Here is a 19,564-nt window from a genome sequence, read left to right on the forward strand (position 1 = left end):
TGGTTGGTTGCGTGACGCCTCATGATTATGGCGTGAGCACTTTGTCGCAACAGCCGCCCGAGGGGACGAATCGGGAGCGACCCACCCTGGCGGTCGCCCGGGCCACCCGGCTGCTGGCCGACGCCGGGGTGGAGGGACCCCGAGCGGAGGCGGAGGTGCTGGCCGCGTACGTGCTGGGGGTGCCGCGGGGACGACTGGCGTTGGCCGACGGGCTGAGTCTGGACCAGCGTCGCCGGTTCGACGCGTTGGTGGCCCGTCGGGCCGGCCGGGAACCGTTGCAGCATCTCACCGGCAGCGCTCCTTTTCGGCATCTCGAGGTGGCGGTCGGGCCGGGTGTCTTCGTGCCTCGTCCGGAGACGGAGCTGCTCGCCGGGTGGGGTGTGGAGCAGGCACGCCGGGAGGCGGCGCCGCTGGTTGTGGACTTGTGCAGCGGCTCCGGGGCGATCGCCCTGGCGGTGGCGCAGGAGGTCCCGGCGGCCCGGGTGGTCGCGGTGGAGCGTTCCCCGGCGGCGTTGTCGTGGCTGCGGCGCAACGCGACCAGCCGGGCCGCTGCCGGCGATCGGCCGGTTGAGGTGGTGGCCGCCGACGTCATGGCGCCGGACCTGCTCGACGATCTCCTGGGTCGGGTGGACGTGCTGCTGTGTAACCCGCCGTACGTGCCGGCGGACGTGGTGGTGCCGCCGGAGGTCAGCCGGCATGATCCGGCGTCTGCGGTTTTCGCTGGCGCGGACGGGTTGGCCGTGATCCGGCCGGTGGTGTCCCGGGCCGCGCTGTTGCTACGGCCCGGGGGCCGGCTCGGGATCGAACACGACGACACGCAGGGCGCGGCGGTGCCCGGGCTGCTGGCCGGGGCTGGCCGGTACGGCTCGATCGCCGAGCACGCCGACCTCGCCGGCCGCCCCCGATTCGCCACCGCTACCCGGTGTCGGGACGTCGGGGGCCCGCGAGAGCCCGGTGGCATTGGCGGGTAGGCCGGTGAACTCGCCCACCTCCGGGGTGGGGGTGGAGCGCGTGTCTCCCGCCGCCCCGGTATGGCCGGCACACCGCCCGGACCCGGGCGTGGCAGACTGCTGCTCGTGATGCTTTACGACTGCCGGTCGCCCGTTGACCGGGACCGCGGCATCGCGGCAGCCATCAAGGCGATCCGCGACGGCGAGTTGGTCGTCCTGCCGACCGACACGGTCTATGGGATCGGGGCGGACGCGTTCGCTCCGCACGCGGTCAAGGCCCTGCTCGACGCCAAGGGCGGTCAGCAGGTGCCGCCACCGGTGCTGATCGGTTCCCGGCACACCCTGGACGGGCTGGTCTTCTCGCTACCCAGCGCGGCCCGGGACCTGGTGGCGGCCTTCTGGCCGGGTCCGCTGACCATCGTGGTCGAGCACTCGCCCAGTCTGCGCTGGGATCTGGGGGAGACCGCGGGCCGGGTCGCGGTGCGGATGCCGTTGCATCCGGTCGCGCTGGAGGTCCTCCGGGAGACCGGCCCGATGGCGGTGGCATCGGCGAATACGGCTGGACTGCCCGCGGCCACCACCGCGGAGGCGGCCCGTGGACAGCTCGCCTACTCGGTGCGCACGTATCTGGAGGCGGGTCCGGCGGTTGATCCGGTGCCGAGCACGATCGTGGACCTGACCGGGGCGGTGCCCCAGCTGCTCCGGGCCGGTGCGATCGAGCTGGACCGGCTGCGGGATGTGGTGCCGGAAATCGACTCAAGCCGGGTGGCCTGAGTGCCGCCGTTTACCGTTCTCCACGTCTGTATGGGCAATATCTGTCGCTCGCCGATGGCGGAGCGGCTGCTGGTCCTGGCGGTCCAGGAGCAGCTGGCCCGGCGCGGCGATACCGCACCGGGGCTCGCCGACGAGCTGCTGCACAGTCACAGCGCCGGCACCGGCGGCTGGCACGCCGGTGAGGAGATGAACCCGCCGGCGGCCCGACAGGTGACCGGGCGGGGCGGTGGCATCGACGGTTTCGCGGCCCGCAAGCTGCGTTCGGAGCACATCGACGGCGCTGACCTGGTGCTCACCGCGACCGCCGACCAGCAGGAGTTCGTGTCGGCGTTGCGGCCGGACGCGGTTTCCCGCACCTTCGTGCTGGGTGAGTTCGGTCGTCTGTTGCCCGCGGTGGACCTGGCTGGTCTGCCGGCGGCCGCAGCGACCCCGGCTGCCGTCTACGCGCGGGGCGTGGCGCTGGTTGAGGCGATCGACGCCGTTCGGGCTGGGGCCGAGCCGCTGCCCGCGGATGACCTCGACGATCCGTGGGGCCGGGGCGACCAGTGTTTCGGCCGGGTCGCGGATGAGGTGGAGCAGACGGTGCGTCCGCTGACGGCGGCGTTGTTGCCGTAACCCACCTGGGTTACCCGTCGACGAACAAGACGGACAAGAGGTGCATTCGGGTCATTCTGGACGGGTCCTGCCGGCTCCTGCGGGGAGAGCTGATGACCCGGGCACACCTGAACAAGCTGATGACAGTCCTGCTCGCCGGCCTGCTGGCCGGTCTCGGGCTCGCGGTGGCGGCCTTGCCCGCCGCCCTGGTGTACGGAGTCGGCCTCTCGGCGCTCGCCGCGCCCTACACCGAGCTGCCGAACACCCTACGGACGCCGCCCACCCCCCAACGGTCCAACCTGTACGCCAACGATGGCAGTACGTTGATCACGTCCTTCTACCAGGAGGACCGGGTGGATGTGCCGCTGCACGAGGTGGCCCCGGTGATGCGTCAGGCGATCCTCGCCGCCGAGGATGCCCGCTTCTACCAGCACCGGGGGGTGGACCTGCGCGGCGTGGTCCGGGCGTTCACCGCCAACCAGCGCGGCGGGGTGGTCCAGCAGGGGGCGTCCACCCTGACCATGCAGTACGTCCGCAACGTGTTGTCCAGCGACCCCCGTCTCACCGAGGAGCAGCGCCGGGCCGCCACCGAGGTCACCCCCGCGCGCAAGGTGCAGGAGGTGCGGTACGCGCTGGCGCTGGAGCGGGAGCTGGGCAAGGACGAGATCCTCGCCCGGTACCTCAACATCGCGTACTTCGGTGCCGGCGCGTACGGGGTGGCGGCAGCGAGTAAGCGCTACTTCACCAAGTCCCCGGCGGACCTGAGCCTGGCCGAGGCGGCGTTGCTCGCCGGACTGGTCCAGTCCCCGCACACCGACGACCCGCTCAACGGGGATGTCGATGCGGCGTTGGAACGCCGGGCGTACGTGCTGGACCAGATGGTCGAGGCCGGTCAGCTCGCGGCGGACGAGGCGGCCCGGGTGGCGGCCGAACCACTGCGGCTGCGCCCCACCGAGACGCCGAACGACTGCGCGGCGGTGCCGGCGGAGCAGAACGACTGGGGCTTCTTCTGCGACTGGTTCACCCGCTGGTGGAACTCGCAGGAGGCGTTCGGATCGACGGTTGACGAGCGGCAGCTCGCCCTGCGCCGGGGCGGCTACCAGATTGTGGCGTCCCTGGACCCGGCGGTGCAGCAGGCCGCGATCGAGCAGGTGCGGCGGATCTACTCGGCGGAGCATCCGCACGCGCTGCCGACCGCGGTGGTGCAGCCCGGCACCGGGCGGGTGCTCGCGATGGCGGTCAACCGTACCTACGGCGTGCAGCCGAACCCGGCCGGGTGGAAGAACCGCCCGAACACGGTCAACCAGCTGGTCGCGGGCGGCGGCACGATCCAGGGCTACCAGGGCGGAAGCACCTTCAAGCTGTTCACCCTGCTGGCCGCGGTGGAGGCTGGGCTGCCGTTGAACACCGTGTTTGACGCGCCCGACCGGATCGTCACCCGTTTCCCGGTCAGCGGTCCGGTGAGCTGCGACGGGAAGTGGTGCCCCCGCAACGCCAGCCCGCTGGTCAAGGGCGAGCACACCATGTGGAGCGCCTTCGGCAAGTCGGTCAACACGTACTTTGCCTGGTTGACCGAGCAGGCCGGCGCGGATCGGGTGGTGGAGATGGCCGAGCGGCTGGGCATCGTGTTCCGGGCGTCCAGCGACGAGCAGTTGGCCCGGCACGGTGCTCGGGCGTGGGGCCCGTTCACGCTGGGGGTCTCGGCCACTACTCCGTTGGACCTGGCGAACGCGTACGCCACCATCGCGGCCGAGGGCCGGTGGTGCGCGCCGCTACCGGTGGTGCGGATCACCGATGCGGCCGGCCGGCCGGTGGCGGCCGGGTCGCCGGACTGCCGGCAGGTCGTGGACCGGGACGTGGCCCGGGCGGCGGTGGATGCCGCCCGCTGCCCGGTCGGGGACCAGTCGATGTACCGGGGCTGTGAGGGGGGGACCGCGGAGGAGTTTCGCTCCCAGCTGGGACGTCCGGTCGCCGGTAAGACCGGCAGTTCGGAGGGGTACGGCACGGAGTCCTTCGTCGCGTTCACGCCGCAGCTCGCGGTGGCGGCGATCGCCACCAACCCCGATGACCCGCGTGATGCGGTGGGGCACGCGGTCCAGGCGCGGATGGCCGACGGGGTGGCGGAGTTGATGTCCGTCGCGCTGCGGGGGCAGCCGGTTCGGGACTTTGTCCCACCGAGCGAGGTAACCGCTTTCGACGTGACCGGGGCCCGGACCGGGGAGTAGGAGCCCGCGCCCCGGAGCGGAGCGGGTTCTCGCCCGCGGGGCGGAGTAGCCCACCGGTGTGCCCCGTCGCACCGCCTCCCCTGGCGTCGCGCGGCCACCGGCGCGGGGAGCAATAGACTGTGGTGCTGTGAGCACCGAGACGACGCCGACCGCCCGGGGGCGGGACCACGACCAGCCGCGGATGACCGATCCGGCCGCGGGCGAGCCGGGCGCGATTCGCGCGCGGCTGCCGTACCTGCGGCTGCCCCTGACCGCGTGCGCCCTCCTCGCGGTCGCCGCAGTACCGGTCGCGGCGGCCGTCCGGGGTGCTACCTCCGCGGTCGCGGTGGCGGCGGGGATCGCGCTCGTTGTCGTGAGCTATCTGGTCTCCGGTCTCTCGGTGGCCTGGGCGGACGCGGTCAGCCCGCAGCTGATCATGTCGGTTGGGCTGGTTACCTACGTCACGAAGATCGTGGTGCTGGGCGTGGTGATGGCGGCGGTCGCCGCGACTGGTTGGGCCGGGCTGCCGGACCTGGGGGTGGCCATCATCGTCGCTGTGGTGGTCTGGACGGCCGCCCACCTGACCTGGGCGCTCCGCGCTCCGTTACCCACAGTCGACTCGTCGCGGAGCTGAGTAACGGTTGGCGGGCCCCAGGCGGACGACTGGCGTCCACCCGACGTTTTGATGTCCTGTGCGGCGTGTCGGACAGGAGTAGGCTGGCCCGGATTGATGCGCCAGCCGCCGCCCGCACGCCGTCCTGCAGTGTGGGGGGTGCCGCACACTCCTGCGGCTTGCGGCTGCTAATGTACGCGTCGTAATGGCCGACAACCCAGACCGCGAACCGTCCGACGCGCACTCGTCGGAGGGTGTGGCGGGTGCCGTGCTTGGCTACCTTCTCGCCGGCATCCTGGTCTGGGGATTTCTCGGCTGGTTGGCAGAGGGCTTCCTCGGCGTGCCGACCGGCGTGGGGATCGCCGTTGGCATGATGCTCGGCGCAGCCGCAGCGATCTACCTGATCATGAAGAGGCTCGGTGCCTGAGTGTCGGCACGCGCCGGTCTGTCGAGTGTGGAGGATGACACGGTGAGCGGACAGCTGGTCGTCGCCCAGGACCTTCCCTGGCCCCCCAGCGTCAATGACTTCTACCCGCCAGCGGTGGCTGGACCGTGGGTCACGAAGTTCACCCTCATGGTCTGGCTGGCCGTCGGGCTGGTGATCATCTTCTACATGGCCGCCTACCGGAACCCGAAGCTGGTCCCCAGCAAGGGGCAGTGGCTGGCCGAGTCGGTCTACGGCCTGGTACGGGACAACATCGCCCGGGAGCAGATGGGCAATGCCGGCATCCGGTTCGCCCCCTACTTCACGGTGCTGTTCAGCTTCATTCTGGTCACCAATATCTTCAGCATCGTTCCCGGGCTGCAGATCTCGCCGAACGCGCACATCGCCTTCCCGATCGTGCTCTCCGCGATTTCCTACGTGCTCTACCTCGCTGTCGGGGTCCGCAAGCACGGTCTCCTCAAGTACCTCAAGATGAGCCTGATCCTGCCGGGCGTGCCGTGGCCGATGCACTTCCTGCTGATCCCGATCGAGTTCCTGCAGAACTTCGTCGTGCGGCCGGTTACCCTGGCCCTCCGGCTCTTCGCCAACATGTTCGCCGGTCACCTGCTCCTGCTGGTCTTCACCGTCGGTGGCTTCGTGATGCTCTCCGCGGACAACCTCTTCGTTCAGGTGACCTCGGTCTTCTCCTTCGTCATGGCGATCGTGATGGCCTTCTTCGAGGCGCTGGTGGCCGTGCTGCAGGCGTACGTCTTCGTCACGCTGTCCGCCAACTACGTCGGCACCTCGCTGGCCGAGGAGCACTGAGATCCCGCTCGGCGGGCTGCCCGGCCCGACCAAGCTTCTGGTACAAACCCCGAACGCGTGAGCCCTCACGTGTGAGCTAGGAGGAATACCCGCAATGGACGTTCTCGCCCTCGAAGGCAGCATCAACACCGTCGGCTATGGCCTCGCCGCCATCGGCCCCGGTATCGGTGTCGCGCTGGTCTTCGCGGCCTACATCCAGGCCAGCGCCCGCCAGCCGGAGTCCGCCGGCTTCAACCGCACCTGGCTGGTCCTGGGCTTCGCCCTGGTCGAGGCGCTCGCCCTCTTCGGCCTGGTGCTCGCCTTCGCCATCGGCGGCTGACGAGCGCCCTTCCCCGACCCGGAGGTCTGACATGTATCTCGCCGCCGAAGGCTCGCACAATCCAATCCTGCCGATCTGGCAAGAGCTCGTCGTCGGGACCATCGCCTTCGCCCTACTCGTCTTCGTGCTGCTGAAGTTCGTCATGCCGCGTATGGAGACGATGTACCAGGCGCGGGTGGACGCGATCGAGGGTGGCCTCAAGCGTGCCGAGGCTGCCCAGGCCGAGGCCAACCAGCTGCTCGAGCAGTACCGGGCCCAGCTGGCCGAGGTGCGTACCGAGGCGGCCCGGATCCGGGACGACGCCCGGGCCGACGCGGAGGGTGTCCGGCAGGACATCCTCGCCAAGGCGCGGGAGGAGTCCGACCGGATCATCGCCGCGGGCAAGGAGCAGCTCGTCGCCGAGCGGACCACGATCGTGCGCGAGCTGCGCACCGAGGTCGGCACGCTCGCGGTGGATCTGGCCGGCAAGATCGTTGGTGAGTCGCTCGCCGACGAGGCGCGCCGCGCCGGCACGGTCGACCGGTTCCTGGACGGCCTCGAGAGCGCGGGGGCCCGCTGATGCAGGCCGCCACCAGCCGGGAGTCGTACAAGATCGCGGCCGACCGCCTCGACGAGTACGTCCGGGGCGCGGAGTCTTCGGCGGTGGCCGCCACCGCCGAAGACCTTCTCTCCGTAGCCGACCTGCTCCGGCGTGAGCCACGGCTGCGCCGGGCCCTCGTTGACCCGGCCCGCTCCGGTGCGGACCGGGCCGACCTACTCGCCGGAATCCTCGGCGGGAAGGTCGGCGGGGACGCGCTCGACCTGCTGACCAGTCTGGTCTCCCACCGCTGGTCGGCCCCGTCGGAACTTCTCGACGGCGCCGAGCGGCTCGGCGTGGCCGCGCTGCTGGCCGCCGCCGACAAGGCGGGCGACCTCGGCGAGGTCGAGGACGAGCTGTTCCGTTTCGGTCAGGTCGTAGCCGGCCAGTCGGCGCTCTCCAACGTGCTGTCGGACCCGGCGGCCCCGGCCGCGCAGCGGGCCACCCTCGCTGGTGAGCTGCTCGCCGGTAAGGCCCGCCCGGTCACCGTCCGGCTGGTCGAGGTGGCGCTCGGCGGGTTCGGCGGGCGCTCCTTCGTCGGGGCGCTCACCCGGCTGGTCGAGCTCGCCGCCGACCAGCGAGACCGCCAGGTGGCGTACGTGACCGTCGCGGCCCCGTTGGGTGCGGAGGAGGAGCAGCGCCTGGTCGCCCGCCTCTCCGCCATCTACGGTCGCGAGGTGACCGTCAAGCAGTCGGTCAACCCCGAGGTCCTCGGTGGGGTCAGCGTCCAGGTCGGCTCCGACCTGTACGACGGCACCGTCCTGCGTCGCCTCAACGAATCCCGTAACGCGCTCGCTAAGCGCTGAGCCGGAAACTGCCGCGCCAGCGCCCTGACCAGACGTCATTCGGACCGGTCGGTACTAGGTATCCCGGGCCCCTGATACTTAAGGAAGCAGAGGATGGCCGAGCTGACCATCTCGACGGAGGAGATCCGCGGCGCGCTGGAGCGCTACGTCTCCTCCTACCGCGCCGACGTGTCCCGCGAGGAGGTCGGCACCGTCGCTGACGCCGGCGACGGCATCGCCCACGTCGAGGGCCTGCCCTCGACCATGACCAACGAGCTGCTCGAGTTCGAAGACGGCACGATCGGTGTGGCGCTGAACCTCGACGTCCGGGAGATCGGTGTCGTCGTCCTCGGCGACTTCGCCGGCATCGAGGAGGGGCAGCGCGTCAAGCGCACCGGCCGGGTGCTCTCGGCCCCGGTCGGCGACGCCTTCCTCGGCCGGGTGGTCAACGCGCTCGGTGAGCCGATCGACGGCCTCGGCGACATCCCGAACGAGGGCTTCCGGGAGCTGGAGCTCCAGGCCCCGAACGTGATGTCCCGGAAGTCGGTCGATGAGCCGCTGCAGACCGGCATCAAGGCCATCGACGCGATGACGCCGATCGGCCGGGGCCAGCGTCAGCTGATCATTGGTGACCGGAAGACCGGTAAGACCACCGTCGCCCTGGACACCATCCTCAACCAGCGGGACAACTGGCGCTCCGGCGACCCGAAGAAGCAGGTCCGCTGCATCTACGTCGCCGTCGGCCAGAAGGCCTCCACGATCGCCTCGATCAAGGGCGTGCTGGAGGAGGCGGGCGCGATGGAGTACACCACCATCGTGGCCTCCCCGGCGTCCGACCCGGCCGGCTTCAAGTACCTCGCCCCGTACACCGGCTCGTCGATCGGGCAGCACTGGATGTACGGCGGCAAGCACGTCCTCATCGTCTTCGACGACCTGAGCAAGCAGGCCGAGGCGTACCGGGCCGTGTCGCTGCTGCTGCGTCGCCCGCCGGGCCGCGAGGCGTACCCGGGCGACGTCTTCTACCTGCACTCCCGGCTGCTGGAGCGCTGCGCGAAGCTCTCCGACGAGATGGGCGGCGGCTCGATGACCGGTCTGCCGATCATCGAGACCAAGGCGAACGACATCTCGGCGTTCATCCCGACCAACGTCATCTCCATCACCGACGGCCAGATCTTCCTGGAGACGGACCTGTTCAACCAGGGCGTTCGGCCGGCCATCAACGTCGGCACCTCGGTCTCCCGGGTCGGCGGCGCCGCGCAGGTGAAGCCGATGAAGAAGGTCTCCGGCTCGCTGCGGCTGAACCTGGCCCAGTACCGTGAGCTGGAGGCGTTCGCCGCCTTCGCCTCGGACCTGGACAAGGCCTCCCGCGCCCAGTTGGATCGGGGTGCCCGCCTGGTCGAGCTGCTGAAGCAGTCGAACTACTCGCCCTTCCCGGTGCAGGAGCAGGTCGTCTCGGTCTGGGCCGGTGTCGAGGGCAAGCTGGATGACATCCCGGTCGGCGAGATCCGTCGCTTCGAGTCCGAGTTCCTGCAGTACCTGCGGCACAAGCACGAGGGGATCCTCGCGCAGATCGCCGACGGCACCTGGGGTGACGAGGTCATCGCCTCCCTGGACGCGGCGATCAGCGACTTCAAGAAGCTCTTCCTGGGCAAGGAGGACGAGCGGCGGATCAACGAGCCGGCCGCCGAGCCGCTGGCTGGTGCGGAGGACCGGGAGACGGTTACCCGGTTCCAGGACGAGCCGACCGACCGTCCGGCTGGAAGCTGACCGATGGCCGCCCAGGTACGCGTACTCCGCCAACGCATCCGCGCGGCGAAGTCGATGAAGAAGATCACCAAGGCGATGGAGCTCGTCGCGACGAGCCGGATCGCCAAGGCCCAGGAGCAGGTGGCGGCCTCCCTGCCCTACTCCCGGGCTATCACCGAGGTGCTCACGGCGCTGGCGTCCAACACGCGGATCGACCATCCGCTACTCACCCCCCGGGAGCGGGTGCGGCGGGCCGGTGTGCTGCTGGTCACCAGTGACCGGGGCCTGGCCGGCGGCTACAGCTCCAACGCCATCAAGACGGCGGAGTCGCTGCTCGCCCGGCTGCGCGCCGACGGCAAGGAGCCCTCGCTCTACGTCATCGGTCGTAAGGGTGTGCAGTACTACCGGTTCCGCAACCGGCCGATGGCGGCGTGCTGGACCGGTTTCTCCGAGCAGCCGACCTTCGCCGATGCCCGGGAGGTGGGTGAGACGCTGATCAAGGCGTTCACCGCCGGCGTGGACGACGGCGATGGGGATCCGGGGCCGGACGGGGTCTTCGGTGTGGACGAGTTGCACATCGTCTCCACCGAGTTCAAGTCCCTGATGACCCAGGTGCCGGTACCGCGGATCCTCGGACCGATGGAGATCGAGGACCGGCCCCGTTCCGAGGGTGCGCTGCCGGCCTACGAATTCGAGCCGGAGGCGGAGGCGCTCCTCGACGCGCTGCTGCCGAAGTACATCAACACGCGGATCTACGCGGCGTTGGTCGAGTCGGCGGCGAGCGAGTCGGCGTCGCGGCGGCGGGCGATGAAGAGCGCCACCGACAACGCCGAAGAGATGATCGAGAAGTACACCCGCGAGATGAACTCGGCCCGCCAGGCCGGGATCACCCAGGAGATCAGCGAGATCGTCGGCGGCGCGAACGCGCTGGCCGCGTCGGGAAGTGAAGTGTGATGACTGTTTCCGCTACTGCTGATGGGCCGGCCGGCACCAACGCGGCCACCGGTCGCGTGGTCCGGGTCATCGGCCCGGTCGTCGACGCCGAGTTCCCGCGCGACGCGATGCCGGACCTGTTCAACGCCATGCATGTTGATGTGACCCTCTCCGGCGGCGAGAAGACGCTGACCCTGGAGGTCGCCCAGCACCTGGGGGACAACCTGGTCCGCGCCATCTCCATGCAGCCGACCGACGGCCTGGTCCGCGGGGTCGAGGTGCGTGACACCGGTTCGCCGATCACGGTGCCCGTGGGTGACACGGTCAAGGGCCACGTGTTCAACGCGATCGGTGAGTGCCTCAACCTGGAGCCGGGTGAGACGCTCAGCCCGGACGACCACTGGCAGATCCACCGCAAGGCCCCGGCCTTCGCGGACCTGGAGCCGAAGACGGAGATGCTGGAGACCGGCATCAAGGTCATCGACCTGCTCGCCCCGTACGTCAAGGGTGGCAAGATCGGTCTGTTCGGTGGCGCCGGCGTGGGCAAGACGGTGCTGATCCAGGAGATGATCACCCGAGTTGCCCGGAACTTCGGTGGTACCTCGGTCTTCGCCGGGGTGGGTGAGCGCACCCGCGAGGGTAACGACCTGATCGCCGAGATGACCGAGTCCGGCGTGATCGACAAGACCGCGCTGGTCTACGGCCAGATGGACGAGCCGCCGGGCACCCGCCTCCGCGTCGCCCTCTCCGCGCTGACCATGGCGGAGTACTTCCGGGACGTGCAGAAGCAGGAGGTGTTGCTCTTCATCGACAACATCTTCCGGTTCACCCAGGCCGGCTCCGAGGTCTCCACGCTACTCGGCCGGATGCCGAGCGCCGTGGGTTACCAGCCCACGCTCGCCGACGAGATGGGTGAGCTCCAGGAGCGGATCACCTCGGTCCGGGGTCAGGCGATCACGTCGCTGCAGGCGATCTACGTGCCCGCCGACGACTACACTGACCCGGCGCCGGCCACCACCTTCGCCCACCTGGACGCGACCACCAACCTGGAGCGATCGATCTCCGACAAGGGCATCTACCCGGCGGTGGACCCGCTGGCGTCCTCGTCTCGGATTCTCGCCCCGGAGTTCGTCGGCCAGGAGCACTTCACGGTGGCCACCGAGGTGAAGCGGATTCTGCAGCGGTACAAGGACCTGCAGGACATCATCGCGATCCTGGGTATTGAGGAGCTCTCCGAGGAGGACAAGCTCACGGTCGGCCGGGCGCGTCGGATCGAGCGCTTCCTGTCGCAGAACACCTACGCCGCTGAGCAGTTCACCGGCATGAAGGGCTCGACGGTCCCGATCAAGGAGACCATTGAGGCGTTCAAGAAGATCAGTGAGGGTGAGTATGACCACTTCCCCGAGCAGGCCTTCTTCATGTGCGGTGGCCTGGACGATCTGGAGAACAAGGCCAAGGAGCTGATGGCGGAGGGCTGATTGCCCCGCTGCGGCTACCGCCGCGGACTGCGCGAGCAGCGACGAAAGGCCGCTCTGGTTGACGCCGGGGCGGCCTTTCGGTGCATCCGTTGCCGCCCTTGTGGTCGCGGGCCTCGTATCGACGGTAGGTGATCTTGATGCGTGGCGCGGTACCGTTCACGCGCGTCGCGCTGACCGTGCGCGCATTCGTGCAATCATTCGCTGACGTACGCCCGTCCCGACAGACGTTGACGAACGGAGATGATCGTGGGTAAGGCCGGCAAAGGCGGTAAGAAGAAGCCGTCGGTGTGGGCGGGCGTGCCGCGGTGGGCCCAGGTGTGCACCGTCTTCGGCGCTGTCTTGATGTTCGTCAGTGGCGTGGCACTGGTCGGCGTCGAGGCGCTGGTGGCTCGGTACGAGGGCGCGGTGGGCAAGGCGGACCTGTTCGGGGACCAGGCGGCGGGAGCCAGTGAGCGCACGAGCGACATCAAGGGCCCGCTCAACATCCTGCTCGTCGGCGTTGACCCGCGCAAAGAGGAGCAGCTACCGCTGGCTGACTCGATCATGGTGCTGCATGTGCCGGAAGGGCTCGACCAGGCCTACCTCTTCTCGATGCCTCGGGATCTCTACGTCGAGATTCCCGCTTTCGACAAGGCCGGATTCCGTGGCGGCGCGGACAAGCTCAACGCGGCGATGTCCTATGGCAGCCGGGTTGCGGGGGAGAACCCCAGCACGGCGCAGGGCTTCGAACTGCTCGCCAAGACGGTCCAGTCGATCACCGGCATCCAGCGGTTCGACGCCGGGGCGATCATCAACTTCGGTGGCTTCATCAACATTGTGGACGCGATGGGTGGCGTCACCATGGACATTGAGCGTGAGGTCCGCTCGGAGCATCGCCACCCCGACGGCACACACCGGGAACTGCGCCCCGGCGGTGGGGGGTACGTCGGTGAGCAGGCGGTCTACCCGGAGGGGGAGCAACTCCTCGAGGGTTGGCAGGCGCTGGACTACGTCCGTCAGCGCTACCCCAAGAACGGTGTGCCAGACGGTGACTACGGCCGCCAGCGGCACCAGCAACAGTTTGTCAAGGCCATGGCGAGCCAGGCCCTCAGCGCTGATGTGGTGACCAACCCGATCAAGCTGGACTCGGTGCTTCGGGCGGCCGGTGAGTCACTGGTCTTCAACGGTCGGGGGCATAGCGTGATTGATTTCGGCCTCGCCCTGAAGGACCTCCGGCCGGGCAACATACAGATGATCAAATTGCCGGGTGGTGGCATCATGGACGGCGGGCAATACCGCGGTGAACGCTTCGAGCCGGCCGTTCAGGATTTCTTCCAGGCGCTGCAGGATGAGCAGCTCGACGCGTTCCTGCTGGAGCACCCGGACTTCCAGAACAAGATCTGACCGCATCGGGCCAAATCTGAACCCGAGTGGCGTACGTCTCGCCACCCGCGTTACCGGTCCCCCGATGGCGAGACTAGAATTTCGGCAACCCGCCGCCGCAGCAAGGAGACAGCGTGGCACAGCAGCTTCACGTCGAGCTCGTAGCCGTCGAGGAGACGGTATGGTCCGGCGAGGCCGAGATGGTCATGGCCCGGACGACCGAGGGTGAGCTTGGTGTGATGCCAGGGCATGCTCCCCTGCTCGGCCAGCTCGCGGAGTCCGGCCAGGTTCGGATCAAGGTCCCCGGAGGCGACCAGCTCTCCTACGAGGTGGCTGGCGGTTTCCTCTCCGTGAGCAACAAGGGCGTTACCGTCCTGGCCGAGAGCGCCAGCCCGGTCCGGGCCGCGCAGGGTAGCTGAGCGCCACCCGGCGATGGGGATCGTCGAAGGGGTCGGGATCGGCATCGCCGTTGTCGTCGGCGCGCTCCTGATTCTCTTCGTCCGGCGGGCGTTGGTCACCCGCAGCGGGGGAGTTATCCGCCTCAGCGTTCGGACCTCCGCGATGCTCGATGGCCGGGGCTGGGCCCCCGGCTTCGGCCGTTTTGTGGGGGACGAGCTTCGCCTCTACCGGATGTTCAGTCTCGCCCTCCGTCCCCGGCGGACGCTCTCCCGAAAGGGCCTCGCGGTGGAACGCCGTCGGCTGCCGGAAGGGCAGGAGCGGTTCTCGATGCCCGCCGATTGGATCATTCTCCGCTGCACCAGCCGCCGCGCCCCGGTCGAGATCGCTATGGCGCGCTCGACCGTCACCGGGTTTCTCTCCTGGCTTGAGGCCGCTCCTCCGGGGGCGGCCTCGCCGAATCTAACCGCCCAGGACTGGCCGGCGGCCTAGCGCGCCCGTCGCGGGCCGGTACGGAGCTGCCCGGGACGCAGCGCCGGTGCGGAGCATCAATCGAGCGGTACGGAACCCCGGCCGAACGGAACCGGGAAACCCGCCGACCGGCGCCGGGAAACCCCGCCGAATGGCACGGGGAGAACCCGGCCGAACAATTCTGCTGTTTTCCCCGTCGAGCCGCTGTCCTTGGGCGCGGATGGTATCCGGCAGGTCGGGTATGCAGACCTCGGTGCGGCGCGCCGGCTCCCACACCGGCGCGTCGGACGGTTGATCGGTCAGTGTTTGCCGCCGGGTACCCATAGCACATCTCCGGCCGGATTTGCCGTCCTTGACAGGATAAAGAGTAGATCGGAGAGCCGGTTGAGATACTTTGCCGGGAGCGTGCTGGTTCGGTCGGGGTCCTGGGTGATCAGGGCCCAAGCCGCACGCTCGGCGCGCCGGGCTACCGTCCGCGCAACATGCAGTAGCGCCGCGCCGGCGGTGCCGCCGGGGAGGGTGAAGGAGTCGAGCTTGCTCAGGCGTGCGTTGTATTCGTCGCACCAGGCCTCAAGGCGCTCGACGTACGCCTCGGTGACCCGCAGCGGCGGGTACTTCGGGTTCGGCTCGACCGGCGTCGCCAGGTCGGCCCCCACGTCGAACAAGTCGTTTTGGATAGCTCCAAGGATCGTGCGCAGCTCTTCGTTGAGCTGCCCGAGGGCGAGCGCCACGCCAATCGCCGCGTTGCACTCGTCTACGTCCGCGTACGCGGCGATCCGGGGGTCGGTCTTCGGAACCTGCTCGTTGTTGCTCAGCCTGGTTGTGCCGGCGTCGCCGGCCTTGGTGTAGATGCGCGTGAGGTGGACGGCCATGACGCACAGCCTACGGACACCGGATCTGATGATCCCGGACCGGCCGGACCCCGCCTGGCTGACCGGCCCGGGCGATGCCGGTGGGGTGCCGGGTGACGATGTCATTCGGGTGCGTGGTGGCATCCAGATGGCCGGCACCGTGCACGTGGTGGGCGCCAAGAACTCGGCCTTGAAACTCATGGCGGCTGCACTGCTGGCGCCGGGCCGGAGTGTCATCACCAACGTCCCCCGGATCACCGATATCGCGATCATGGGTGAGGTGCTGCGTCGGCTCGGCTGCGGGGTTCGGTTCGACGCGGACGATCCGGTGGACCCGATGGTGGCGTACGGCGGGGTTCCCCGCTCCCGGTCGGTGATCATTGACGTGCCGGAGCGTCCCGACATCGACGCGGACTGCGATCTGGTTCGTCGGCTGCGCGCGTCGATCTGCGTCCTCGGTCCGCTGCTGGCGCGTCGGGGATCTGTCCGGGTGGCCCAACCGGGGGGCGACGCGATCGGTTCGCGCGGGTTGGACATGCATATCTCCGGGCTCACCCGAATGGGCGCCGAGATCTCCGGGGAAGGCGGCTGCGTGGTCGCCACGGCTCCGCGCGGGCTGCGCGGCGCCGAGATCGTGTTGGACTTCCCGAGTGTTGGCGCCACCGAGAACCTGGTGATGGCGGCGGTGCTCGCCCAGGGCACCACGGTCATTGACAACGCTGCCCGGGAGCCCGAGATTGTGGACATCTGCACGATGCTCAGTCAGATGGGTGCGCTCATCGACGGTGCCGGCACCTCGACGTTGACCGTCGTCGGCGTGCCGGGGCTGCATCCGGTGCGGCACGCCACCGTGGGCGACCGGATTGTCGCGGGTACGTGGGCGTTCGGCGCGGCGATGACCCGGGGCGACGTGACGGTGACCGGCGCCTCCCCGGCCTTCCTCGATATCGCCCTGGACAAGCTGGTCTCCGCCGGCGCACTGGTGGAGACCCGGCGGGACGCCTTCCGGGTCCGGATGGAGGAGCGCCCCCGTGCGGTGGATGTGGTCACCCTGCCCTACCCCGGGTTCGCCACCGACCTGCTACCAATGGCGATCGGGCTGGCGGCGGTCAGCGACGGTGCCTCCCTGATCACCGAGAACATCTTCGACGGCCGGTTCATGTTCGCCAACGAGATGATGCGACTCGGCGCGGACATTCAGACCGATGGTCACCACGCCGTGGTCCGGGGGCGACAGCGGCTCTCCGGGGCGCTGGTCCGGGCAACCGACATCCGGGCCGGAGCGGGCCTGCTGATCGCCGGGCTCTGCACCGACGGGATCACCGAGGTCTCCCAGGTGCACCATGTGGATCGGGGCTACCCGGACTTCGTGGCGGACCTGCGGGCCCTCGGCGTCGAGGTGGAGCGGGGTGGCGCTGCCGACGCGGGCATCTCGCTCGGACGGTGAGGGTGTCACGGTGGGCCTCACGGGTTCGCAGTCGACCGCCGCCCTGCCCTTAAGCTGCGTTCAGGTCTGCCGGTTAGGGTGCAGGCAGACACCAATCGCAGTGAGGGAGTAAGCAGATGGCGGGTCGACTCGCGGTCGTCGGTGCTGGACTGATGGGTTCGGGAATCGCCCAGGTCGCGGCGCAGGCGGGCTGGCAGGTGACGCTGCGGGACCTGGACGACACGGCCACGAAGCGGGGCCTGGCGGGCATCCAGCGGTCGCTGGAGAAGTTCGCCGAGAAGGGGAAGATCTCGTCGGCCGATGTCGAGGCGGCGCTCGGCCGGATCACCCTCACCACCGACCTGGCGGCGGCCGCCGATGCGGACATCGTCGTCGAGGCGGTCTTTGAGAAGCTTGAGCTCAAGCACGAGGTCTTCCGTGCGTTGGACAAGATCTGCAAGGCGGATGCGGTGCTGGCCACCAACACCTCGGCGATCCCGGTCACCCAGATCGCCACCGCCACGGAACGCCCCGAGTCGGTGGTCGGCACCCACTTCTTCTCGCCGGTGCCGATGATGAAGCTGTGCGAGTTGGTCCGTGGCTACAAGACCAGCGACGCCACCATCGACACGGCGAGGGCGTTCGCCGAGGAGATCGGCAAGACGGTCGTGGTCGTCAACCGGGACATCGCCGGCTTCGTGACCACCCGGCTGATCTGCGCGTTGGCGATGGAGGCGGTCAGCCTGGTCGAATCCGGCGTGATCTCCGCCGAGGATCTGGACAATGCCTGCAAGCTGGGCTTCGGCCACGCCATGGGCCCGTTGGCGACGGTGGACCTGACCGGGGTGGATGTGCTGCTCAACGCCACCCGCAACATCTACACCGACACTGCCGACGAGAAGTTCTTCCCCCCGGAGCTGCTCCAGCGGATGGCCACCGCCGGTGACCTGGGCCGCAAGACCGGCCAGGGCTTCTACTCGTACGGCTAGCCCGAGCCGACCGGCCGGGTGGGCCCCTTCGTGGCAGTGATCCGAAGGGGCCCGCCTCCATCGGTTGATCCGGGCTCGCCCTCAGCCGTCGCGGCGGGTGGTCCAGCGGAAGGTGCCGAGGCAGAGCAGCAGCCCGATCACGCACCAGGCGGCCAGCACCAGGGCGACCCGACCCAGCTCGTACGAGCCACCGGGCTCCTGCCCGGCGAAGGCGCCCGGTAGGAAGACCGAGCGGAGCCCCTGACACATCCACTTGAGCGGGAAGAGCGCGGCCACCTGCTGCATCCAGCTCGGCAACTCGGTGAAGACGAAGAACACCCCGGAGGTGAACTGGAGGACGAGGGCGATCGGGGTGACCACCGCCGATCCGCTGCGCGACGTCCGCGCCAACGAGGAGACCGCGATGCCGCAGAGCGTGCAGGCGGTGATACCGAGGACGGAGACCCAGCCGAAGGTCAGCCACTTCGTGGCGGTGCCCGGTAGTTGTAGGTCGAACACGGCGACCGAGACGGCGAGTAGCAGCGCTGTCTCGACGACGCTGATCACCACAACCATGATCACCTTGCCGGCGAAGTACACCCACTTCGGCATCGGTGTGCCGCGGTAGCGCTTGAGTACCCCGCGGTCTCGTTCGATCGGAATCCAGATACCGAGGTTCTGGAAGCTCACCGTCATCAGACCGGTCGCGATCATGCCGGTGATGAAGTACTGCGGATAGCTCACCCCGGGCGCTATCTCGCCGTCGAAGACCGCGGCGAAGATCAGGATCATGACGACCGGGAATCCCATCGTGAACACGACGGACTCCCGGCTGCGCAGGAACTGGGTGAGCTCCAGCCGGCCCTGCCGCAGCGCGAGGGCGAGCGGGCCGGGCTGGTGGCCGGCTGCTCGGGCGGCCGTGGCGGGCTTCAACGTGGTGGTCATCGGTGTCCGATCATCTTCAGGTAGATGTCCTCGAGGGTTGGCCGGGTAACCGTGAGCCCGGGCACCTCACCGCCGAAGCGCGCGGCCAACTCCGTCACCAGCTCGGTGGGCGTCGCGCTCTCCGTGCTTTCGGTAAGCCCCTCGGGCGTACGCCAGGAGACCGTCGCCTGGGCCTGCTGTCGGTTGCCCAGGTGTTCGGGTGCGGCTACCTCGATCAGTCGGCCGCCGGCGATCACCCCCACCCGGTCCGCGAGCGCCTCCGCTTCGTCGAGATAGTGCGTGGTCAGCACGATCGTCGTCCCCGCCGCCGCCAGATCCCGAATCAGCTGCCAGAACTCGCGCCGTGCCTCGGGGTCGAAGCCGGTGGTCGGTTCGTCGAGGAAGAGCAGCTCGGGCCGGCCGATGATGCCGAGCGCCACGTCCAGGCGGCGTTTCTGTCCGCCGGAGAGGGTGTGGGTGCGGGCCCGGGCCTTGCCGGCCAGCCCGACCCGGGCGATCACCTTCTCCGGATCGTCGGCGTCGGCGTAGAAGCCGGCGAAGTGGTGGACCAGTTCGGAGACACTGAGCTCGTCGAACTCACCGACGCCCTGGAGGACGATGCCGATCCGGTTGCGCCAGCTCGCGGCGGGGGCCGCCGGGTCGCTGTCGAGCACCGAGACCTCGCCGGCGTCGCGCCGCCGGTAGCCCTCCAGGATCTCCACGGTGGTCGTCTTGCCGGCGCCGTTCGGGCCGAGGAGGGCGAACACCTCACCTCGGCGGACCTCCAGGTCCACCCCCGCCACGGCCACGTTCTTCCCGTACGCCTTGCGTAGCCCCCGCGCGACGATCGCGAGCTCGTTGTCCATGCAACAAGTGTGCTGCCCCCGCGCAATCGGTCGAGCGCCGGGGTGTGGTGGTCGCTGTGGAATTTTCCACAACCCGAT

21 protein-coding genes are annotated in these 19,564 nt (G+C 69.2%); 18 read left to right on the forward strand and 3 right to left on the reverse strand.

Annotation, left to right across the window (positions count from 1 at the left end; translation table 11 throughout):
• Positions 1-32 precede the first annotated feature (32 nt).
• From prmC to SALPAC3_RS0119475, 16 genes are all read left to right on the forward strand, one after another.
• Entirely contained in the window at positions 33-971 is a 939-nt protein-coding gene (gene prmC / locus SALPAC3_RS0119400; RefSeq protein WP_018222843.1) for a peptide chain release factor N(5)-glutamine methyltransferase, read from the forward strand.
• Between the two features lie 108 nt (positions 972-1,079).
• On the forward strand, positions 1,080-1,724 hold the full coding sequence (locus SALPAC3_RS0119405) for an L-threonylcarbamoyladenylate synthase (RefSeq protein ID WP_026185730.1): 645 nt from the start codon (positions 1,080-1,082) through the stop codon (positions 1,722-1,724).
• A complete protein-coding gene (locus SALPAC3_RS0119410) occupies positions 1,725-2,339 on the forward strand; it encodes an arsenate reductase/protein-tyrosine-phosphatase family protein (RefSeq protein WP_026185731.1) in 615 nt (204 codons plus the stop codon).
• Positions 2,340-2,431: 92 nt separating this feature from the next.
• Positions 2,432-4,543: a transglycosylase domain-containing protein gene (locus tag SALPAC3_RS0119415; RefSeq protein WP_018222846.1), complete on the forward strand. Its 2,112-nt coding sequence runs from the start codon at positions 2,432-2,434 to the stop codon at positions 4,541-4,543.
• A 127-nt stretch (positions 4,544-4,670) separates the two neighbouring features.
• Complete coding sequence (locus SALPAC3_RS0119420) at positions 4,671-5,156, forward strand: hypothetical protein (protein ID WP_018222847.1); 486 nt, start codon at positions 4,671-4,673, stop codon at positions 5,154-5,156.
• Between the two features lie 184 nt (positions 5,157-5,340).
• Positions 5,341-5,562, forward strand: a complete 222-nt coding sequence (locus tag SALPAC3_RS0119425; protein WP_018222848.1) for an MATE family efflux transporter — start codon at positions 5,341-5,343, stop codon at positions 5,560-5,562.
• Positions 5,563-6,384 (forward strand): F0F1 ATP synthase subunit A, encoded by an 822-nt coding sequence (atpB, locus tag SALPAC3_RS0119430; RefSeq protein ID WP_018222849.1) that lies wholly within the window; start codon positions 5,563-5,565, stop codon positions 6,382-6,384.
• 94 nt (positions 6,385-6,478) lie between these two features.
• On the forward strand, positions 6,479-6,703 hold the full coding sequence (gene atpE / locus SALPAC3_RS0119435; protein ID WP_012014841.1) for an ATP synthase F0 subunit C: 225 nt from the start codon (positions 6,479-6,481) through the stop codon (positions 6,701-6,703).
• Positions 6,704-6,734: 31 nt separating this feature from the next.
• A complete protein-coding gene (locus tag SALPAC3_RS0119440; RefSeq protein WP_018222850.1) occupies positions 6,735-7,262 on the forward strand; it encodes a F0F1 ATP synthase subunit B in 528 nt (175 codons plus the stop codon).
• A complete protein-coding gene (locus SALPAC3_RS0119445; RefSeq protein WP_018222851.1) occupies positions 7,262-8,086 on the forward strand; it encodes a F0F1 ATP synthase subunit delta in 825 nt (274 codons plus the stop codon). Before SALPAC3_RS0119440 ends, SALPAC3_RS0119445 begins: the two co-directional genes overlap by 1 nt.
• A 93-nt stretch (positions 8,087-8,179) precedes the next feature.
• Positions 8,180-9,832 carry a F0F1 ATP synthase subunit alpha gene (gene atpA, locus SALPAC3_RS0119450; protein WP_018222852.1) on the forward strand — a complete coding sequence of 551 codons (1,653 nt, stop codon included), beginning with the start codon at positions 8,180-8,182 and terminating at the stop codon, positions 9,830-9,832.
• Positions 9,833-9,835: 3 nt separating this feature from the next.
• Positions 9,836-10,765, forward strand: coding sequence for a F0F1 ATP synthase subunit gamma (locus SALPAC3_RS0119455; protein WP_018222853.1), 930 nt, complete (start codon positions 9,836-9,838; stop codon positions 10,763-10,765).
• Positions 10,765-12,222 carry a F0F1 ATP synthase subunit beta gene (gene atpD / locus SALPAC3_RS0119460; protein ID WP_018222854.1) on the forward strand — a complete coding sequence of 486 codons (1,458 nt, stop codon included), beginning with the start codon at positions 10,765-10,767 and terminating at the stop codon, positions 12,220-12,222. The genes SALPAC3_RS0119455 and atpD overlap by 1 nt, the downstream gene beginning before the upstream one ends.
• Positions 12,223-12,462: 240 nt before the next feature.
• Positions 12,463-13,605 carry an LCP family protein gene (locus SALPAC3_RS0119465; RefSeq protein WP_018222855.1) on the forward strand — a complete coding sequence of 381 codons (1,143 nt, stop codon included), beginning with the start codon at positions 12,463-12,465 and terminating at the stop codon, positions 13,603-13,605.
• Between the two features lie 113 nt (positions 13,606-13,718).
• Complete coding sequence (locus SALPAC3_RS0119470) at positions 13,719-14,003, forward strand: F0F1 ATP synthase subunit epsilon (protein WP_018222856.1); 285 nt, start codon at positions 13,719-13,721, stop codon at positions 14,001-14,003.
• A gap of 13 nt (positions 14,004-14,016) precedes the next feature.
• Positions 14,017-14,472, forward strand: a complete 456-nt coding sequence (locus SALPAC3_RS0119475) for a DUF2550 domain-containing protein (RefSeq protein WP_018222857.1) — start codon at positions 14,017-14,019, stop codon at positions 14,470-14,472.
• A 278-nt stretch (positions 14,473-14,750) separates the two neighbouring features.
• On the opposite strand, the gene SALPAC3_RS0119480 is transcribed toward SALPAC3_RS0119475, so the two are convergent.
• Entirely contained in the window at positions 14,751-15,323 is a 573-nt protein-coding gene (locus SALPAC3_RS0119480; RefSeq protein WP_018222858.1) for a cob(I)yrinic acid a,c-diamide adenosyltransferase, read from the reverse strand.
• Here SALPAC3_RS0119480 and murA point away from each other — a divergent pair.
• Together murA and SALPAC3_RS0119490 are read left to right on the forward strand one after the other, a co-directional pair.
• Positions 15,322-16,749 (forward strand): UDP-N-acetylglucosamine 1-carboxyvinyltransferase, encoded by a 1,428-nt coding sequence (murA, locus tag SALPAC3_RS0119485; RefSeq protein ID WP_018222859.1) that lies wholly within the window; start codon positions 15,322-15,324, stop codon positions 16,747-16,749. The two genes, SALPAC3_RS0119480 and murA, sit on opposite strands and share 2 nt — an antisense overlap.
• 116 nt (positions 16,750-16,865) lie before the next feature.
• Entirely contained in the window at positions 16,866-17,717 is an 852-nt protein-coding gene (locus SALPAC3_RS0119490) for a 3-hydroxyacyl-CoA dehydrogenase family protein (protein WP_018222860.1), read from the forward strand.
• A gap of 81 nt (positions 17,718-17,798) precedes the next feature.
• Here the strand turns inward: SALPAC3_RS0119490 and SALPAC3_RS0119495 are convergent, their stop codons facing one another.
• Both SALPAC3_RS0119495 and SALPAC3_RS0119500 read right to left on the reverse strand, forming a co-directional pair.
• Positions 17,799-18,641 (reverse strand): ABC transporter permease, encoded by an 843-nt coding sequence (locus SALPAC3_RS0119495; RefSeq protein ID WP_018222861.1) that lies wholly within the window; start codon positions 18,639-18,641, stop codon positions 17,799-17,801.
• Positions 18,638-19,486: an ABC transporter ATP-binding protein gene (locus tag SALPAC3_RS0119500; RefSeq protein WP_018222862.1), complete on the reverse strand. Its 849-nt coding sequence runs from the start codon at positions 19,484-19,486 to the stop codon at positions 18,638-18,640. Before SALPAC3_RS0119500 ends, SALPAC3_RS0119495 begins: the two co-directional genes overlap by 4 nt.
• Positions 19,487-19,564 lie beyond the last annotated feature (78 nt).

Origin of the sequence: Salinispora pacifica DSM 45544 (genome assembly GCF_000378845.1) — a bacterium.
Lineage (GTDB): Bacteria > Actinomycetota > Actinomycetes > Mycobacteriales > Micromonosporaceae > Micromonospora > Micromonospora pacifica.